This is a genomic window from Arthrobacter sp. MDT1-48-3 (assembly GCF_054511015.1).
Genome location: NZ_JBTNDL010000002.1, coordinates 204,454 through 221,949, shown reverse-complemented (window position 1 = coordinate 221,949; position 17,496 = coordinate 204,454). Strand labels below are relative to the sequence as shown.

At 70.9% G+C, this 17,496-nt stretch carries 17 protein-coding genes; 6 read left to right on the top strand and 11 right to left on the bottom strand.

Annotated elements, in window-relative coordinates; genetic code table 11:
* Positions 1-49 precede the first annotated feature (49 nt).
* Positions 50-1,360 (top strand): PhoH family protein, encoded by a 1,311-nt coding sequence (locus tag ACX80L_RS05935; protein WP_459288802.1) that lies wholly within the window; start codon positions 50-52, stop codon positions 1,358-1,360.
* 91 nt (positions 1,361-1,451) lie between these two features.
* Here the strand turns inward: ACX80L_RS05935 and ACX80L_RS05930 are convergent, their stop codons facing one another.
* Entirely contained in the window at positions 1,452-2,207 is a 756-nt protein-coding gene (locus tag ACX80L_RS05930; RefSeq protein ID WP_208740667.1) for a hypothetical protein, read from the bottom strand.
* Positions 2,208-2,264: 57 nt separating this feature from the next.
* Here ACX80L_RS05930 and ACX80L_RS05925 point away from each other — a divergent pair, with 57 nt between their 5' ends.
* Both ACX80L_RS05925 and ACX80L_RS05920 read left to right on the top strand, forming a co-directional pair.
* The gene (locus ACX80L_RS05925) at positions 2,265-2,771 is read left to right on the top strand and encodes a prepilin peptidase (protein WP_459267597.1); all 507 of its coding nucleotides are present in this window, start codon (positions 2,265-2,267) and stop codon (positions 2,769-2,771) included.
* A 5-nt stretch (positions 2,772-2,776) separates the two neighbouring features.
* Positions 2,777-3,247 (top strand): NUDIX hydrolase, encoded by a 471-nt coding sequence (locus tag ACX80L_RS05920; protein WP_459267598.1) that lies wholly within the window; start codon positions 2,777-2,779, stop codon positions 3,245-3,247.
* 71 nt (positions 3,248-3,318) lie between these two features.
* Here the strand turns inward: ACX80L_RS05920 and ACX80L_RS05915 are convergent, their stop codons facing one another.
* The 5 genes from ACX80L_RS05915 to ACX80L_RS05895 form a co-directional block, all read right to left on the bottom strand.
* Complete coding sequence (locus ACX80L_RS05915; RefSeq protein ID WP_459288320.1) at positions 3,319-5,019, bottom strand: MDR family MFS transporter; 1,701 nt, start codon at positions 5,017-5,019, stop codon at positions 3,319-3,321.
* Positions 5,016-5,699, bottom strand: a complete 684-nt coding sequence (locus tag ACX80L_RS05910) for a TetR/AcrR family transcriptional regulator (protein WP_459288318.1) — start codon at positions 5,697-5,699, stop codon at positions 5,016-5,018. The genes ACX80L_RS05915 and ACX80L_RS05910 overlap by 4 nt, the downstream gene beginning before the upstream one ends.
* Positions 5,700-5,784: 85 nt before the next feature.
* The gene (locus tag ACX80L_RS05905) at positions 5,785-7,221 is read right to left on the bottom strand and encodes a class II fumarate hydratase (RefSeq protein WP_459288800.1); all 1,437 of its coding nucleotides are present in this window, start codon (positions 7,219-7,221) and stop codon (positions 5,785-5,787) included.
* Positions 7,222-7,282: 61 nt separating this feature from the next.
* Positions 7,283-7,897, bottom strand: a complete 615-nt coding sequence (locus ACX80L_RS05900) for a carbonic anhydrase (RefSeq protein ID WP_133082007.1) — start codon at positions 7,895-7,897, stop codon at positions 7,283-7,285.
* Positions 7,898-7,923: 26 nt separating this feature from the next.
* The gene (locus ACX80L_RS05895; RefSeq protein ID WP_459288316.1) at positions 7,924-8,661 is read right to left on the bottom strand and encodes a DUF4245 domain-containing protein; all 738 of its coding nucleotides are present in this window, start codon (positions 8,659-8,661) and stop codon (positions 7,924-7,926) included.
* A gap of 154 nt (positions 8,662-8,815) precedes the next feature.
* Here ACX80L_RS05895 and glpX point away from each other — a divergent pair, with 154 nt between their 5' ends.
* Together glpX and ACX80L_RS05885 are read left to right on the top strand one after the other, a co-directional pair.
* On the top strand, positions 8,816-9,868 hold the full coding sequence (gene glpX, locus ACX80L_RS05890; RefSeq protein WP_133082009.1) for a class II fructose-bisphosphatase: 1,053 nt from the start codon (positions 8,816-8,818) through the stop codon (positions 9,866-9,868).
* 57 nt (positions 9,869-9,925) lie between these two features.
* Positions 9,926-10,969, top strand: coding sequence for a lipid II:glycine glycyltransferase FemX (locus ACX80L_RS05885; RefSeq protein ID WP_459288314.1), 1,044 nt, complete (start codon positions 9,926-9,928; stop codon positions 10,967-10,969).
* Here the strand turns inward: ACX80L_RS05885 and manA are convergent.
* The 4 genes from manA to ACX80L_RS05865 are packed head-to-tail and all read right to left on the bottom strand — an operon-like array spanning position 10,966 to position 15,701.
* Complete coding sequence (gene manA, locus ACX80L_RS05880; protein ID WP_459288312.1) at positions 10,966-12,330, bottom strand: mannose-6-phosphate isomerase, class I; 1,365 nt, start codon at positions 12,328-12,330, stop codon at positions 10,966-10,968. The genes ACX80L_RS05885 and manA overlap by 4 nt on opposite strands.
* A gap of 49 nt (positions 12,331-12,379) precedes the next feature.
* On the bottom strand, positions 12,380-13,984 hold the full coding sequence (locus tag ACX80L_RS05875; RefSeq protein ID WP_208740671.1) for an LCP family glycopolymer transferase: 1,605 nt from the start codon (positions 13,982-13,984) through the stop codon (positions 12,380-12,382).
* Positions 13,981-14,484 (bottom strand): 5-(carboxyamino)imidazole ribonucleotide mutase, encoded by a 504-nt coding sequence (gene purE / locus ACX80L_RS05870; RefSeq protein ID WP_133082270.1) that lies wholly within the window; start codon positions 14,482-14,484, stop codon positions 13,981-13,983. Before purE ends, ACX80L_RS05875 begins: the two co-directional genes overlap by 4 nt.
* A 23-nt stretch (positions 14,485-14,507) precedes the next feature.
* Positions 14,508-15,701 (bottom strand): 5-(carboxyamino)imidazole ribonucleotide synthase, encoded by a 1,194-nt coding sequence (locus tag ACX80L_RS05865; RefSeq protein WP_459288309.1) that lies wholly within the window; start codon positions 15,699-15,701, stop codon positions 14,508-14,510.
* A 317-nt stretch (positions 15,702-16,018) separates the two neighbouring features.
* Here ACX80L_RS05865 and ACX80L_RS05860 point away from each other — a divergent pair, with 317 nt between their 5' ends.
* On the top strand, positions 16,019-16,579 hold the full coding sequence (locus tag ACX80L_RS05860) for a GtrA family protein (RefSeq protein ID WP_133082014.1): 561 nt from the start codon (positions 16,019-16,021) through the stop codon (positions 16,577-16,579).
* On the opposite strand, the gene ACX80L_RS05855 is transcribed toward ACX80L_RS05860, so the two are convergent.
* Entirely contained in the window at positions 16,554-17,288 is a 735-nt protein-coding gene (locus ACX80L_RS05855; RefSeq protein ID WP_459288307.1) for a TIGR03089 family protein, read from the bottom strand. The two genes, ACX80L_RS05860 and ACX80L_RS05855, sit on opposite strands and share 26 nt — an antisense overlap.
* Positions 17,289-17,496 lie beyond the last annotated feature (208 nt).

The window sequence follows — 17,496 nt, the reverse complement described above, 5'->3', positions numbered from 1 at the left end:
TTCTGTGGCTACAACCACCACGTCCCGCCAGGACGCGACCACCGGGACCATCGACACGGCCGCGGCGGCCGGCCGTCACAGCTTCGTCCTCGATACATCGGTCCTGCTGTCCGACCCCCGTGCGATCCTGCGGTTCGCCGAACACGAGGTGATCCTGCCCGTCGTCGTCATCTCCGAACTGGAGGTGAAGCGCCACGACCCCGAGCTCGGGTACTTCGCACGGAAGGCCCTTCGGCTGCTGGACGACCTCCGGGTGGAGAACGACGGACTCGACAGGGCGATCCCCATCGGGGACGAGGGCGGGACGCTGCGCGTCGAACTCAACCACGTCTCGCCCGAGGTGCTGCCCGTGGGTTTCCGCAGCGGTGACAACGACTCGCGGATCCTCGCCGTGGCCAAGAACCTCGCCGTCGAGGGACGGGACGTCACGGTGGTCTCGAAGGACCTGCCGATGCGCGTCAAGGCGTCCGCGATGGGCCTGCGGGCCGACGAGTACCGCAACGAATTCGTGAAGGACTCCGGCTGGACGGGCGTGGCGGAACTCGAGGCGACGGTCGAGGAGGTCAACGCCCTGTACGACCACGCAGCCGTCTTCACCCCGGGAGCGGCCGAACAGCCGGTGAACACGGGCGTGATCATGCTCTCCCCGCGCGGCTCCGCGCTGGGACGGGTCGGGGCGGACAAGCAGGTACGGCTCGTCCGGGGCGACCGTGACGTCTTCGGGCTGCACGGGCGCTCCGCCGAGCAGCGCCTCGCGATCGACCTGCTGATGGACCCCGAGGTGGGGATCGTCTCCCTGGGCGGCCGGGCGGGTACCGGCAAGTCCGCCCTGGCCCTGTGCGCGGGCCTCGAAGCGGTCCTCGAACGGCGGGAGCACCGCAAGGTGGTGGTCTTCCGCCCCCTCTACGCCGTGGGCGGGCAGGAACTCGGGTACCTGCCGGGCAGCGAGAACGAGAAGATGAACCCCTGGGCGCAGGCGGTCTTCGACACGCTCGGGGCCCTGGTGTCGCAGGAGGTCGTCGAGGAGGTGATGGACCGCGGCATGCTCGAGGTGCTGCCGCTCACCCACATCCGGGGCCGCAGCCTGCACGACTCCTTCGTGATCGTCGACGAGGCGCAGTCCCTCGAGAAGAATGTGCTGCTCACGGTGATGAGCCGCATCGGGCAGAACTCGAAGATCGTCCTGACCCACGACGTCGCGCAGCGCGACAACCTGCGCGTGGGACGGCACGACGGCATCGCCGCCGTCGTCGAGATCCTCAAGGGCCACCCCCTCTTCGGGCACGTCACCCTGACGCGGTCCGAGCGTTCGCCGATCGCGGCCCTCGTCACCGAGCTGCTGGAGGGCGCGGAGATCTAGGCACGCAGGACCGGGCGTCCGCCGGCGTCGTCCCGCCGGCGGACGGAGGTCCGGTCCGGGCAGGGGAACCGGTGTGGACCCCGGAAGGGGTTCAGCCGACGACCCAGGGGACGTGCCGGCTCACGTCGCTGAGCTCCGGGGGCGCGGCGCGGAAGTAGTCGTCCGTCAGGTACTCGTCCACCCCGAGGATCTGGAGGTCGTGGCCGGCGCCCCGCGCCGGTCCGTCGAGGGCCGTCGTCGAGACGCAGACCGCCGTGCCGAGGTCGATGGCGACACGCGTCGCGCCCGGCCCCACGAGCGGCCTGCCCGGAGCGGCGGACACGTACGATGCGTTCGGCCGGACGGTCGCGGTGAGGACGGGCCGGCCGGCGAAGCTCCCCTCGGCGAGGTCCTCGACCTCCACGCGCTCGGCGCCGGGGAACGCCATGGCCACCGGGGCGTTGCCCGCGAGCTCGACGGGATCGAGCATCGACGACCAGCGCGGATCGGCGAACACCGCCTCGCCGTAGGCCGCCTCGGGCCGGCGCCGCACCAGCCCGGCGTCGTCGTACACGGGTGTCACGAGGCGCGGCGCCAGGAGCCACGACTTCCGGGTCGCGCTGACGTAGAGCGCGTCGCGGGAGGTCTCGTTGCCCGTCGTCGAATGCAGCAGCGAGCCGTCCGCGGCTTCCACGCGGAGCGCCGCGGGCCGGCGGAGCCAGGCCTTCAGGGGTGCGGGGGTGTCGAGGCCCTGCTCCGACGGCGCGCGCCACGTGATGGTGAACCGGAGGGTCTCCCAGCGCCAGGGGGAGGAGCGGCAGAGCGAGCGGAACGTCTCCTCGGAACTGGAACTGTGCTGGGCCGACATTGCCACAGTCTAACCGGCTGCCCCTCCCGGGATCAGGGGGTCGCGTAGCGTGGGGGCGTGATCGTCGTGCTCAGCGGATACCTGGGGGAGGAGCCCGTCGCCTTCGCGTTCCTGGCCCTCGCACTCGCGGCCTTCGTCGTCGTCGGCCTGCGGCTGGGCGTGATCGACTGGCGCACGCACAGGCTCCCGGACCGGATCGTCCTGCCCGCCTACCCCGCGGCCGTCGCCCTGCTCGGGGCAGCGGCGGGGACGGCAGGGGAGTGGTACCGGATCATCGGGATGGGAGCGGGCGGAGCCCTGCTGTGGGCCGCCTTCGCAGCGCTGCACCTGCTCTTCCGGCGGGGGCTGGGACTCGGCGACGTGAAGCTCGCCGGACTGCTGGGCCTCTACCTGGGGTTCGCGGGCTGGCCGGGACTGTGGTGGGGACCCGTCGTCGCCGTCGTGCTGGCCGGGGCCTGGAGCCTCGCGCTCGTGGCGTCGCGCCGGGCGACCCTCCGCAGCTCCGTGCCGTTCGGGCCCTTCCTCATCACGGGAGCGGCCCTGGCGCTCGCCGTACTACGCTGAAACCCGTGGCCACCCCGGAATTCGTCCTCGCCCTGCGCAGCAAGATCGGCCACGACCCGTTGTGGCTGCCCGGCGTCGGCGGCGTGGTGTTCGACGACGCAGGGCAGGTGCTCCTCGGCCGGCGCGCGGACAACGGCCGGTGGGCCATCATCACGGGCATGGTCGATCCGGGCGAGCAGCCGGCCGTCGCGCTGCGCCGGGAGGTGGAGGAGGAGACCGGCGTCGTGGTCGAGGTCGAGCACCTGCTCGCCACCGGCGTCGACGGTCCCGTCACCTTCCCCAACGGCGACGTGTGCACCTTCCTGACCCTCGACTTCCGGTGCCGGTGGGTGAGCGGCACCGCGCGCGTCAACGACGACGAGTCCCTCGACGTCCGCTGGTTCCCGCCGGACGCGCTGCCGCCCCTCACGCCACGGCACCTCGCGCTGATCCGGCAGGCGGAGGCGTTCGACGGGCTGACCCGCTTCGTCCGCTGACGACGCCGGCCCGGCAGCCCTCCCTCCGAGGGGCTGCCGGGCCGGTGAGGGGCTCGGGTGCGTGCGCGGGGTCAGGACCCGGGCCGCTCCGAGGAGGTGTCGCGAGGCACCCCGAACTGCGGGTCCGACGGCGTGGCGGCGACGGCCACCCCTGACGAGCGTCCAGCGGACGCCGCCGCGGCACGCTCCCGCTCCAGGCGGTCCGCTTCCTCCCCGCCGATCGCCTCCCCGCGGGCGACCATGCCCGAGGTCTCGGACAGCGGGATCTCCCGCAGCAGGAGCGCGAGCACCAGGGCGATCACGAGGAACGGCACGAGATAGAGGAACACGGGGGCCAGGGACTCCGCGTAGTCGCTCACGACGGCTTCCCGCAGCTGGGCGGGCAGTGCGTTCAGGGCCGCCGGGTCGAGGGTCGAGGTCGCCTCGCCGGCGGCCTCGGGGCTCGCGCCGGACGCCGCGAACGTCTCCCGCAGCCGCTCGGAGAGGCGGCTGGTGAAGATCGCCCCGAAGACGGCGACGCCGAGCGACGCACCGACCTCGCGGAAGTAGTTGTTGGTGCTCGTCGCGACACCGACCATGGTCGGCGCCACCGAGTTCTGCACCACGAGGACGATGACCTGCATGATGAGGCCGAGCCCCGCACCGAAGAAGAACAGCATGGTGCAGATGACCCAGATGGGGGTGTCGGCGGTGAGCGTGGACATCCAGAGCAGCGTTCCGAGCGTCAGCGAGACACCGATGATCGGGTACTTCCGGTACCGGCCGGTGCGGGAGATCGCGATGCCCGAGAAGATCGACGTTCCCATGAGACCGACGATCATCGGGACGAGGAGCAGGCCGGAGACGGCCGCCGAGGTGCCGGACGCCATCTGGAGGAAGGTCGGCATGAAGGCCAGGGCGGCGAACATGCCGAGGCCGAGGGTGAGCCCGATCCCGGTGCTGGTGACGAAGGTGCGGTTGCGGAAGAGCCCGAGCGGGATGATGGGATCCTCCGCGCGGCGTTCCACCAGGACGAAGCCGACCGCCGCGAGGACCATACCGGCGCCGAACGTCCACGTGAGCGGTGAGGTCCAGCCCTCGGCGGCGTCTCCGCCGAAGTCCGTGAAGAAGATGAGGCAGGTCGTGGCGACGGACAGCAGGACGACGCCGGGGATGTCGATCCGCCGGGTGGCCTTCTTCGACGGCAGTCGCAGGGTGAACCAGGCGATGGCGAAGGCGGCGATCCCGACCGGGATGTTGATGTAGAAGGCCCAGTTCCAGGTGAGGTGGTCCACGAAGTAGCCGCCGAGGAGGGGGCCGGCGACGGCGCTGAGGCCGAAGATGCCGCCGAGGGGTCCCATGTACTTGCCACGCTCGTTGGCGGGGACGATGTCGGCGATGATCGCCTGGGAGAGGATCATCAGGCCGCCACCGCCGAGGCCCTGGATGGCACGGAAGACCACGAAGGCCCAAAAATCGGTGGCGAAGGCGCATCCGACGGAGGCGATCGTGAAGAGTGCGATGGCGAAGAGGAAGAGGTTGCGCCGTCCGAGGACGTCGCCGAACTTCCCGTAGATCGGCATCACGATGGTGGTGGCCAGCAGGTACGCCGTCGTGATCCACGTCTGGTGCTCGACGCCGCCGAGCTGGCCCACGATGGTGGGCATGGCCGTGGAGACGATGGTCTGGTCGAGGCTGGAGAGCAGCATCCCGGCGATGAGCGCCGAGAAGATGATCCAGATGCGCTTCTGCGTCAGGAGGAGCGGGCCGTCCGGCGCCGTCGTTGTACTCATGCTGGTTCCTGGTTCTGCGAGAGATCGGGAGTGGGGTCAGGGGAGGGGAAGAGGTAGCGCAGGCCGTCGACCATGCGGGAGAACACCTGCGCGTAGGTCGACTCGTTGCCCTCGGCGAAGAACTCGTCGAGGGACCGGCGGGCGAGCTCGCCGAGGACGAAGGTCGCGACACGGGCGGTGGGATGACCGGCGGGCAGGCCCTCGCGCGTGGCGATGAGCTCGGTCAGGAGCTGGGACTTCGACTCCGCCCGCGCGAACATCCGCGCCAGGAGCTGTGGCTCCCGATGGAGCACGGCGGACATCGTCGCGTACTCCTCGCGCGAGATGCTGATGCGGCTGCCGAAATCGACGAACAGGGTGGTGAGGGCCTCGAGGAGGGGGACCGGCGGGGTGGTCCGGCCGGAGTCGACGAAGTCCGCCAGCAGCTCCTCCGACAAGCCCTCGTCCGCATGCCCGAGGACGGCGTCCTCCTTGGAGGGGAAGTAGTTGAAGAACGTCCGGCGGGAGATGCCGATCTCCTCGCACAGCTGTTCGACGGTGAACCCGTTGAGGCCGTGCTCGAGGGTCAGGCGGCGGGCGGTGGCGACGAGCGATGCCCGGGTCCGGCGGCGCTTGCGCTCCCGCAGTCCCATGCCGTCACTTCTTGCACTGACACTCATGGAGTACATATTTGCACTCATGCTTGCATGGTGCAAATTGACGGCGGGCGAGGAAAAGGGGCGCATCACTGCGTGGTACGCCCCCGGTCCTCCGACCTGCTGCGGGTCAGGCCTGCGGCGGCCGTGTCATCGACAGCACGTCGAGGGCCGAGTCCAGCTGCTCCTCGGTGAGCTCGCCGCGCTCCACGAAGCCGAGCGCGACCACGGCCTCACGCACCGTGAGCCCCTCGGCGACGGCCTTCTTCGCGATCTTGGCCGCGTTCTCGTACCCGATGTGCTTGTTGAGCGGTGTGACGATCGACGGCGACGCCTCGGCCAGGAAGCGGGCCCGCTCGACGTTCGCGGTGATGCCGTCGATCATGCGGTCGGCGGAGACCCGCGTCGAGTTGCTGAGCAGGCGGATGGACTCGAGCACGTTGCGGGCGATCACGGGGATGCCGACGTTGAGCTCGAAGGCGCCGTTGGTGCCGGACCAGGCCACCGTGGCGTCGTTGCCGACGACCTGGGCGCAGACCATGAGCACCGCTTCGGCGATGACCGGGTTGACCTTGCCGGGCATGATCGAGGACCCGGGCTGCAGGTCGGGGAGGGCGATCTCGCCAAGGCCCGTGTTGGGCCCGGACCCGAGCCAGCGCAGGTCGTTGTGGATCTTGGTGAGCGAGACGGCGATGGTCCGCAGCATGCCCGAGACCTCGACGAGGGCATCGCGGTTCGCCTGGGCCTCGAAGTGGTCGCGGGCCTCGGTGAGCGGCAGCCCGGTGTCCTCGGCGAGGAGCTCGATGACGCGCGCCGAGAACCCCGCGGGGGTGTTGATGCCGGTCCCGACGGCGGTGCCTCCCAGGGGCACCTCGGCGACGCGGGGCAGCGATGCCTGGATACGTTCGATCCCGTAGCGCACCTGCGCCGCGTAGCCGCCGAACTCCTGGCCGAGCGTGACCGGCGTGGCGTCCATGAGGTGCGTCCGGCCGGACTTCACGACGGTGCTGAACTCCTCGGCCTTGCGCTCCAGCGCTTCGGCGAGGTGCGCCAGGGACGGGATGAGGTCCTTGACCAGTGCGGAGGTCGCCGCGACGTGGACCGAGGTCGGGAAGACGTCGTTGGAGGACTGCGACGCGTTGACGTGGTCGTTCGGGTGGACCGACGTGGTGCTGCCGGCCGCTTCCAGCGCCCGGGTCGCAAGGGTCGCGATGACCTCGTTGGCATTCATGTTCGACGACGTGCCGGAACCGGTCTGGTAGATGTCGACCGGGAAGTCGCCGTCGTACCTGCCGGAGGCCACGTCCTCCGCTGCCGCCTCGATGGCCCGGGCGCGCTCCTCGTCGAGCACGCCGAGTTCGGCGTTCGCCGTCGCCGCGGCCTTCTTGATGCGGGCGAGGGCCTCGATGTGGGCCCGCTCGAGCGTGGTGCCGGAGATCGGGAAGTTCTCGACGGCACGCTGCGTCTGTGCGCGGTACAGGGCGTCGACCGGGACGCGCACCTCGCCCATCGTGTCGTGTTCGATGCGGTACTGCGCATCCTCCGTGCCGGGCGTCGCGCCGGTCATGGAGCTGGAATCAGGGCTGGCTGCAGGCGTTGGAGTCATGCGGCAATTCTCGCCTTCTCCGCTACAGTGCGCCAAATCCCGACACGAGCACGGCCTTGCCCTCGTCGAGGCGGTAGGAGACGCCGATGACGGCGACGGAACCGTTCTCCACGGCCTCCGCGATGACCCGCGAGCTGTCGACGAGCCGCCCCGAGGTCTGCTTCGTGTGCTCGATGACCGTCGCGTTGATGTCGGTGATGCCCTCCCTGCGCGCCGTGAGGACGGACGGCGTGATGCGCTCCACGAGGTCGCGGATGAACCCGACGGGCATGTCCCCGGTCTCGACGGCGTTCATGGTCGCCGTGACCGCTCCGCAGCTGTCGTGGCCGAGGATCACGATCAGCGGCACGCCCAGGACGCTGACGCTGTACTCGAGCGAACCGAGGACGGCGTCGTCGATCACCTGGCCGGCCGTCCGCACCACGAAGACGTCGCCGAGGCCGAGGTCGAAGATGATCTCCGCCGCCAGGCGCGAGTCCGAGCAGCCGAAGATGACGGCGAACGGGTTCTGGTCGTTCACGAGGGCCGTGCGGCGGGAGGCGTCCTGGTTGGGATGGGAGACGTCGGAGGCGACGAAGCGCGCGTTGCCCTCCTGGAGTCGGAGCCAGGCCGCGGCGGGCGTCAGTTGCTGAGTCACGCCGCCCACTGTACTGGTCCGGTCCGTCACGATCCGTCCGTGTCGGAAGATGACAGGCGCTCGGCCTCCTCGACCGCGTTCTGCCGCACGTCCTCGATCACCGCACCGCCGAGGGTGTCGAACTCGGTGAGGGACGCCTCGCCGTTCAGGACCACCGTGGCGCCGTCGACCTCGGACGTGAGCACGGTGTCGCCGTCCGGCGCGTCGAGGAGTTCCCACTCCAGCCCGCCGATGGACCGCGTGCCCGACACCTGGGCGTCGCCCACGCGCTGCGCCAGCCAGGTGGGGTTGGCGTCGTCGGTCTGGGTCAGCTGGATGAAGCCGCTGTCCGCCGTGAGGAAGCCGACCTCCCAGAAGTCGACACCGTCGCTGCGGCCGGTCACCCAGCGGGCGTAGTTCGAGGACCAGCCGTCCGGGAGCCCCGGCGAGGCCGGCAGGTAGCCGGCGTCACCCGCGGCCTGCCGCGCGACGGTCGCGACGTCGACGTCGCGCCGGTAGGTCTCGGCCGTGTAGGTCGGATTCAGGAAGTAGACGGGCAGGACGACGGCGATGGTCGCCCCGGTCGCGATCAGCATGCCGCGGGCCGTCGAGCTGGCACGCTTCGCCTGGTTCGGCGTCAGGGTGATCGGGGGAGCGTCGTCGTCCAGGTCGTCGACGGACCGCGCGTCGCCGCCGGGCCGCGGCCCGCCCGGTACGGCCGCCTGCGCGCCGGAGGGGCGGGTCTCGGGGTCCGGGGTCGTCCGCTCATCGCTCGAATCGCTCACCCGTCCATTTTCGCTGATGCCCGGCGCCCCGCCTAACCGGAAGGGCCCGCGCGGGCGCGTACGTATGCAGCGTCACAGGTCCGGGGGCGCCGGGCCAGCCTATGATGACAGCACGGAACTGATACGTCCGCGTACTGCCTGACCACCTTCGACGATGAGGATAGCCGTGTCCCAGAACGCAACGAATGCCCAGTACTCCACACTGTCTCCGGCGCTGGCCGTCGGGGACGACGAACCGGACCGGAACCTCGCGCTGGAACTCGTCCGCGTGACGGAGGCCGCGGCGATCGCGGGCGGCCACTGGGTCGGCTTCGGGGACAAGAACCTCGCCGACGGCGCGGCGGTGGACGCCATGCGCTCCCTGCTGCAGACCGTCCACTTCAACGGCGTCGTGGTGATCGGCGAGGGCGAGAAGGACGAGGCGCCCATGCTCTTCAACGGTGAGCGCGTGGGTGACGGCAGCGGACCCGAGTGCGACGTCGCCGTCGACCCCATCGACGGCACCCGCCTGACGGCGCTCGGCATCAACAATGCGCTGGCCGTGCTCGCGGTCGCCGAGCGTGGCTCGATGTTCGACCCCTCGGCCGTGTTCTACATGGAGAAGCTCGTCACCGGCCCGGAGGCCGCGGACATGGTGGACCTGCGCCTGCCGGTCAAGCAGAACCTGCACCTCATCGCGAAGGCGAACGGCAAGAAGGTCAGCCAGCTCAACGTCATGATCCTGGACCGGGACCGCCACAAGCCGCTCGTGGAGGAGATCCGCGCCGCCGGTGCGCGCACGAAGTTCATCATGGACGGCGACGTCGCCGGGGCCATCGCGGCCGCCCGGGAGGGCACCGACGTCGACGCCCTCATGGGCATCGGCGGCACTCCGGAGGGCATCGTGGCGGCGTGTGCCATCAAGTCCCTCGGCGGCGTCATCCAGGGCAGGCTCTGGCCCACCAGCGACGAGGAGAAGCAGAAGGCCCTCGACGCCGGCCACGACCTCGACCGGGTGCTCTCGACCAACGACCTCGTCACGAGCGACAACTGCTACTTCGCCGCCACCGGCATCACCGACGGCGACCTGCTGCGCGGCGTGCGCTACAGCAAGGACAAGGTCCTCACACAGTCCATGGTCATGCGCTCCAAGTCCGGCACCATCCGCGTGGTCGACGGCGAACACCAGGCCCACAAGTGGGAGACCTACGCCCGCATCAAGGACTAGCGCCGCGGGCGCGCGGCCGGAGCGGGAACCGCCCGTGCGCCCCTATAGGCTGGTCGGATGAGCCTTTCCGTAACGCCTTGCTCCGACCGCGCCCTGTGGGACACCACCGTCGAACGGCTGGGAGGCCATCCCCAGCAGCTGTGGGGCTGGGGCCAGACGAAGGCGGCGCACGGCTGGAGCGTCGACCGGGTGCTCGTCGCCGAGGACGGTGCGGTCATCGCTGCAGCGCAGATCGTCCTCAAGTCCCTGCCGCTCCCGCTGCGGAACCTGGCCTACATCCCGCGCGGTCCCCAGACCGATCCGGGGCGGGAGGTCGAGGTCCTCGAGGCCGTCGCCGGGTACGTGCGTGCTGCCCACCGTTCCGTCGCGCTCTCCATCGAACCGGACTGGGACGCCACGAGCGGCGCCGTCCTCGCCCTGCCCGCCGCAGGCTGGAGGCCGAGCACGAACACCATCCTCATCGGGCGCACGCTCATCCTCGACCTGCACCGGTCGGAGGAGGAGCTCCTGGCGGACATGAGCAAGAAGCACCGCCAGTACATCCGCAAGTCCGGGCGGGAGGGCCTCGGGATCCGGCGGGTCGTCCGCAGCGAGATCGCGGCCTGCCTCGACGTCTACCGGCTGACGGCGGAGCGCGCGGGGTTCGGGATCCACGAGGACTCCTACTACCTGGACATCTTCGACAATCTCGGCGACGCCTCGCCGGTGTACGCGGCCTTCCACGGCGAGGACGTCGTCGCGTTCCTGTGGCTCTCCTCGACGGACACCACGAGCTTCGAGCTCTACGGCGGCATGACGGACGAGGGCGAGCGGCTGCGCGCGAACTACGCGCTGAAGTGGTTCGCGATCTCCGAGATGAAGGCGCGCGGGGTCCGGCGCTACGACTTCAACGGACTGCTGAACGACGGCGTCTCCCGCTTCAAGATGGGCTGGGCGCACCACGAGGACCAGCTCGCCGGCACCTGGGACCTGCCGCTCTCGCCGTTCTACCCGCTGTTCAGCCGTGCGCTGCCGCTGGCGAAGCGCGGCATGCAGGTGGCGCGCCGGCAGGGCGGTCGCCTCCTCGGCAGGGTGCGGCAGGTGCGGGCGGGACGCTTCTAGCGGGCAGGCGTCCCGCCGGCCGTCACGGCGAAGGCCAGGACGGGGCCGCCGGTGGCCCCGTGGGCGTCGGCCGCAGGGCGGACGACGAGCGGCGCCTCCGATGCGGCGACGAAGGCGCTGCCCCCGCGGGGGACCGACAGGGTCGAGTTCGGGGTGTCCAGCAGGATCGGTCCACTGACAGCGAGGACCACCACGGGCCCGTTCTGGACCACCGGCACATGGGCGGGAGCGACACTCGCGCCGGCCGGCAGCGGGCTGTCCGCGCGGTCGTCGTCGCCCCCTGATCCGCCCGCGGGATCCGCAGCGGGGTCCGCCAGGACGATCCGCTGGAGCTGGAACTCGTCGAAGGGCGGGCGGTACAGCTCCTGGTCGAGCAGCGAGTACTCGGGGGACAGGGACGGCGGGGCGAGGGGCTCGAAGACCACGGTGGACAGCAGTTCCGCGGCGTCGACGTGCTTGGGCGTGAGTCCTCCGCGGAGGACGTTGTCCGACGACGCCATGACCTCGATGCCCAGTCCGCCGAGATAAGCGTGGATGTTGCCGGCCGGCAGGTAGAGGGCTTCCCCGGGCCGGAGCGCCACGCGGTTGAGCAGCAGCGCCACGAGCACACCCGGATCTCCGGGGTACTGGGCCGACAGCTCGCGGACGGTGGCGATGTCGCCGTCGAACCCATCGGCCCCGTCGGCCCCGGCCGGCCCTCCGCTCGCCCGGGCGGCCACCGCCGCCTCGACGTCCGCCACCACCTCCTGCGGCGCCTCGAGCAGCAGTGTGAAGGCCGTCCGCAGAGCCTCGCCGCTTCCTGCTGCTCCTGCTGCGAGCTGCGCGGCCACCGTGTCGAGCAGGTCCTGCGCGGCAGAGCCGGGTCCGACGGCCGAGGCCAGGAACGTGAAGATCCCCACCGCCTCCGGCAGGGGGCGGAAGCCGCAGAGCGCGTCGAAGGACGTCAGCGCGAAGATCAGCTCCGGCTTGTGGTTCCGGTCTCGGTAGTTGCGGTGCGGAGCATCCTGCGGGACGCCGGAGGCCTCCTCGGCGTCGTACCCCGCCGCAGCCTGCGCCAGACTCGGGTGCACCTGCAGGGACAGCGCGGAACCGGCCGCGAGCACCTTGAGGAGGAAGGGCAGCCGCCCGTCGAAGCGTGCGGCCACGGCCTCGCCCAGGAGCCTGTCCGGGTCGTCGGCGATGAGGTCGTGGAGGCTGGTCCGGCTCCCGTCGGGCTGTACCACCTGCGACGGCGAGTCCGGGTGGGCGCCGACCCAGAGCTCGGCCTCGGGTCCGCCCGAGGGTTCCCTGCCGAGCAGGTCCGCGATGGCGCGTTCCGAGCCCCAGGCATACGGGCGGAGGGTGTTCTCCAGGAGGTACATCGTCTTCCGTCCTTCGGCTGGGGGTGGTCGTCGGGCTCGCCGCAGTGGGTCAGGCGGGGGAGCACTCGCCGTTGTCCGACAGCAGCTCACCGAGGGTGAGGTCGTCGCCGATCGTCGCGAGTTCCTGCAGGTATTCCTCCGTGATGCCGTCGTCCGTGGTCTGCGCCGGGACCCGGGCCGGAGTGTGCGCGGTGCTGTGCACGGGGGTCCGCGAGACGACGCCGGCGCGGTCGAGCTGCAGCACGCCCGCTGCCGCGGGGTCCGCGGCGCCCTGGGCGAACATGTCCTGGACGCGGCTGTGGATGACGTCGAACTCCGGGTAGGTGACGAAGTTCTCGGCGGGCGTGCCGAAGTCCGGCGGGCCGATGGTCAGGCGCCGGGTCTCCTGGTCCTTCGCCTTCAGCCCGAGGTCCACGAAGCTCGCCAGCTGGTCCTGGGGGATGTCCGTCTCGACGATCTGCGTCCCCGCCGCGGCGATCGACTGGAAGCGGGTGAGCACGGTCGCGGGATCGAGCTGGGCGATCATGGCCTGCTGGACGCACTGCTGTCGAGCGATGCGGTCGTAGTCGGTGACGAATTCCCGCGACCTCGCGTACCAGAGGGCGTGGTACCCGTCGAGGGTCTGGACGCCGGGGCGGATCCAGCCGTCGGGCGGGTAGTGGCGGATGGGATCCGTCCCGGGGATCTCCGCAGCGGTGATCGGCACCCAGCCGCCGGCATCGATCCGGATGCCGCCCATGGCGTCCACGAGCTGCTCGAACCCGCCCATGTCGACGAGGAGGTAGGCCTGCACCTCGATGCCCAGGACCCCGCTCGCGGCATCCATCATCGCCTCGGCTCCTGGATCCTCGGCGTCGGGGTACAGATCCGCATAGTTCTGCGTCACGTCCGTGTACAGGCTGTTGATGATGCAGGGATCACCGCAGTTGTACCCGTCCGGGTAGACCTCCCAGAGCGGGGAGTCCTCGGAGAACAGGGCGTTCTGGAAGTTGCGCGGGATGCTGAACGTCACGGTCGCGCCGGTCTCGGCATCCACGCTGATCACGGAGATGCTGTCGGGCCGCCGGCCGGTGCGGTCCTCGCCGGCGTCGCCCCCCATGAGGAGGAAGTTGTAGCGCCCGTCCACGGGGTCGAAGGCCGGACCGGACTGGAAGATGGCCCCGACCGTGGAGCGGCCGACGCCGAGGACGTAGGCGCCGTAGGCGAGGGACCCGCTGGTGAGAACCATGAGGAGCGCCAGGGCGCCGGCGACCAGGGGACGGACGCCGCGATCCAGGAGGGGCATCCGGATCAGCCGCAGGGTGTTGACGAACAGCAGCGCCCAGGCGAGCGCGATACCGAGCAACGCCGCGATGAGGACGAGGGACCACCAGCGGTGGGTCAGGACGCCGACCACGAGGGTGCGGTTGGTCAGGGCCAGGACCAGGCCGGCGAGGACGAGCGCCCAGCAGGTGAAGGTGGTCCGCAGCGCACGGCGCCCGAGCCGGCGGTCACCCGCGACGACCTGCGCGGAACCCGGCAGGACGAGCGTCATGGCCAGCAGGACGAAGGCGCGCTTGGTGCGCACCGCGGGCGGCGCCACCTGCGGGTACCGCACCGGATCGGTGAGCTCGGGAGCCTGCCGGCCGCCGCGGACGTGCGCACCGGTCGTCATGCGTCGCCCGCCGTCGAGGCCGCGATCCGGGACCGGAGGGCGGCACCCTTGTCCTCGGCCGTCTCGCGGAGCGCGTCCGCGAACTCCACGAGCCGGCGGCGTAGTTCCTGCGCCTGCGGGTCGGTGCCCGCCGCGAGCATGCGGACCGCGAGGAGGCCCGCGTTCCGTGCGCCGCCGATGGACACGGTTGCGACCGGGACGCCCGCGGGCATCTGGACGATCGACAGCAGGGAGTCCATGCCGTCGAGGTAGCGCAGGGGCACCGGGACCCCGATCACGGGCAGGGGTGTGACCGATGCGAGCATCCCGGGGAGGTGCGCCGCACCGCCCGCGCCGGCGATGATGACCCGCAGGCCACGCTCGTGCGCGGTCCGCCCGTAGTCGATCATGGCCGCCGGCATCCGGTGGGCGGACACGACGTCGGCCTCGTAGGGGATGGAGAACTCGGCCAGGGCCGCAGCGGCGGCCTCCATGACCGGCCAGTCCGAGTCCGAGCCCATCACAAGGCCTACCTGGGCGTTCGTCACTGCGTTCCCTTCGGTGATTCCTGGTCGGCGGAGGGCTGGTCGGTGCCGTTCCGGAGTATCGCGGCAACCCTCGAGGCCCGGGCGCGGACGTCGGCGAGGAGCTCCCCCGGAGCTGCCAGCGCGTTCACGTGGCCGATCTTGCGGCCCGGACGCACGTCCTTGCCGTAGAAGTGCACTTTAGCCGATGGGCCTGAGGACAGCGCCGACCGGTAGGCGCCGTAGATGTCGGTGTTCGGGCCTCCGAGGACGTTCTTCATGACGGTGGAGCGGCTCACGGGGTCGGTGGCACCGAGGGGGAGGTCGAGGACGGCCCGCAGATGCTGCTCGAACTGGCCGGTGATGGCCCCGTCCATGGTCCAGTGCCCCGAGTTGTGAGGGCGCATCGCGAGTTCGTTGACAAGGTAGCCTGCTCCGGCTCCGGGGGTCTCGAACAGCTCCACCGCCATCACGCCGGTCACGCCCAGCGCCTCGGCGAGGCGCAGGGCCGCGGCGGTGACGGCGTCGGCGAGGTCGTCGGACAGCTCCGGCGCCGGCGCGATCACCTCGTCGCACACGCTGTCCACCTGGATGGACTCCACGACGGGCCACGCAGCGGCTTCCCCGGACGGGCGCCGGGCCACCAGCACCGAGAGCTCCCGGCTGAAGGGCACGAACTGCTCCACCAGCAGCTCCCCGCCCGTGAACCAGGTGTTCGCGGCGGCAAGAGCGGCGGCGTCGCGCAGGACCAGGACGCCCTTGCCGTCGTACCCGCCGCGGGGGGTCTTGAGCACCACGGGCCAGCCCGTGCCGGCCGCGAAGTCCTCGACCTCGGCAGGGTTCCTGACCGCCCGCCAGCGGGGATTGGGCAGGCCCAGGTCCTCGACGGCCCGCCGCATCACCAGCTTGTCCTGGGCGTGGCGGAGCGCCGCCGGTGCGGGATGGAGGGACACGCCCTCGCGGGCGAGCTCCTCGAGGAGCTCGCCCGGAACGTGCTCGTGGTCGAACGTGACGACGTCGACGCCCGCGGCGAAGGCGCGCAGCACCTGCGGGTCGCGGTAGTCACCCACCTGGGCATGGGCCACGGCGGCCACCGCGGAGACGTCGGGTCCCTCCGCCAGGACGCGGAGCTCGAGTCCGAGTTCCACTGCTGGTCCGGCCATCATGCGAGCGAGTTGGCCGCCGCCGACGACGCCTATCACGGGAAAAGTCACCATCACAGGGTACCTACGGCCCGGGCGGACCCGGTCATCGGTGTGCGGACGGGGCCCCGTCGACGGTGGTCCGGGGACCGGGGAGGGGCGGCGCGATCAGCCCGCGTCCAGGCGTCCTGCCAGCGGGCCACCAGGGGTTTAACAGGACGGCGTCGGTCCCGAGACCGTAAAATGGGTCGAAACACGCCATGCAAAGGTCAGCCGGGGTGGCTCGCTCTGCTGGCCGCTGTCGCGGTCGGTCCTGGAACCGCGGGGAATCCCGTCCCGCGGTGCACGGTGTCCATCCCCAGACCGCGGAGGTTGCAGTGGCAGGACTCATGGATCGGATTCGGGGCCTCGCATCCCTCTTCTGGCGCGAAGTCGCGAAGTTCGGCGCGGTCGGTGGAGTGGCGTTCGTCATAGACAACGGGCTGTACTGGTACCTGATCCACGGACCGATGAGCGGTAGCGAGGTCAAGGCACGCTTCGTCTCCGCCGGTATCGCCACGGTCTTCGCCTGGGTCGCCAACCGTTACTGGACCTTCCGGCACCGGCGGCAGCCGAATGCCGCCCGCGAACTCGTCATGTTCGTGTTCATCAACGTGATCGGCATGGGCATCGCGGCGGGCTGCGTCTGGGTCGCCAAGTACGTGTTCGACATCACCGAGCCGAGTCCGCTGTTCCTCGTCGGGATCTTCGGCACCGTGCTCGCCACCTTCGTCCGGTTCGTCGCCTACCGGTTCTGGGTGTTCAACGTGGAGCTCGACGACGAGCCCGAGTTCAGCCACGACCAGGAGCTCCTTCACCCGCGGAGCACTCCCGCAGAACCCGGCGGGCAGGGGAGCCGCATCTCCGGTGGGGGCGGCGAACCGGTCAGGCAGTCCCCAGCCGGCCCGTGACGCGCTCGCCGGCCAGCAGGCGCTCCGTCACCGGGACACCCTCCTCCACGAGGACCAGCGTGCCGTCCTGCTGCCAGACGGCAAGGGCAGCAGCGAGGGCGCGGAGGAGATCCGCTCCCGGTTCGAGCAGCACCGTCGGCGCCTGACCGGCAGCGGCGGGCAGGACCACCGACCGGTCCAGGTCGTCGCCCGTCAGGGCCCGCCCGTCGGCCCGCAGGAGAGGCGCGGCCGCGTCGGCGTCCGCGCCGAAGAAGGCATCACCCTGCGAGCGCACCTCCGCGGCGAAGTCGACGGCGCCACGCGGCAGCGGGCCGTCCCACCCGAGGGCGAGGGACCCGAGTGCCACGCACACGAGCTGTCGTGGCGGTTCCACCGGCGCGGAGGCGTCGGCGGACAGGACGATGTCGGCGTCGTCGGTGCCGAGGCCCGTCGCCGGGCCGCCCCCCGGCAGGACGACGAGGCAGCCGGTCCGCCAGCAGGCGAAGGCGAGGGCGAGCGACTTCCAGTGGACCGGCAGGTCGACGGCGACCGTGGTCCCGTCGGTCGCATCGAGTTCGTCCGCCAGCAGGTTGGCGCTCTTGGCCACCCAGTTGTCGAAGACACGGCCCGAGAGCTCGATCCGACCCTCCTGTCCGTGCCAGACGAGGCGGGGGGAGGAGGAGCTGACCGAGCGCATGCGGGCGAGGATCCCTGCAGGTGTCTGTGGCATGATGCTTCTTCCGGTTCCGGGGGCGGTACTCGCGACGCGCCGATGAAGACAGGTAGTCGGCGCGGCGTGGCGCACGTGATTGTGCGTCTCCGACTGTATAAGATTCCCGCCCCCGCTTGACGTTCCTCGACTTACACCGGTGTAATTAGGCATCGGATTTGTTCCAGCAGCGGGGCGCGAGGGTCGACCCATGCTGATGTTGGAACGG

Bases quoted from the DNA above. Each gene is read 5' to 3' on its own strand.
- ACX80L_RS05910 (WP_459288318.1), bottom strand. From the start codon at position 5,699: ATGAGTGCAAATATGTACTCCATGAGTGTCAGTGCAAGAAGTGACGGC.
- ACX80L_RS05855 (WP_459288307.1), bottom strand. From the start codon at position 17,288: ATGCCACAGACACCTGCAGGGATCCTCGCCCGCATGCGCTCGGTCAGC.
- ACX80L_RS05875 (WP_208740671.1), bottom strand. From the start codon at position 13,984: ATGACGACCGGTGCGCACGTCCGCGGCGGCCGGCAGGCTCCCGAGCTC.
- purE (WP_133082270.1), bottom strand. From the start codon at position 14,484: ATGGGCTCGGACTCGGACTGGCCGGTCATGGAGGCCGCCGCTGCGGCC.
- ACX80L_RS05930 (WP_208740667.1), bottom strand. From the start codon at position 2,207: ATGTCGGCCCAGCACAGTTCCAGTTCCGAGGAGACGTTCCGCTCGCTC.
- ACX80L_RS05915 (WP_459288320.1), bottom strand. From the start codon at position 5,019: ATGAGTACAACGACGGCGCCGGACGGCCCGCTCCTCCTGACGCAGAAG.
- glpX (WP_133082009.1), top strand. From the start codon at position 8,816: ATGAGGATAGCCGTGTCCCAGAACGCAACGAATGCCCAGTACTCCACA.
- manA (WP_459288312.1), bottom strand. From the start codon at position 12,330: ATGTACCTCCTGGAGAACACCCTCCGCCCGTATGCCTGGGGCTCGGAA.
- ACX80L_RS05885 (WP_459288314.1), top strand. From the start codon at position 9,926: ATGAGCCTTTCCGTAACGCCTTGCTCCGACCGCGCCCTGTGGGACACC.
- ACX80L_RS05905 (WP_459288800.1), bottom strand. From the start codon at position 7,221: ATGACCGGCGCGACGCCCGGCACGGAGGATGCGCAGTACCGCATCGAA.
- ACX80L_RS05860 (WP_133082014.1), top strand. From the start codon at position 16,019: ATGGATCGGATTCGGGGCCTCGCATCCCTCTTCTGGCGCGAAGTCGCG.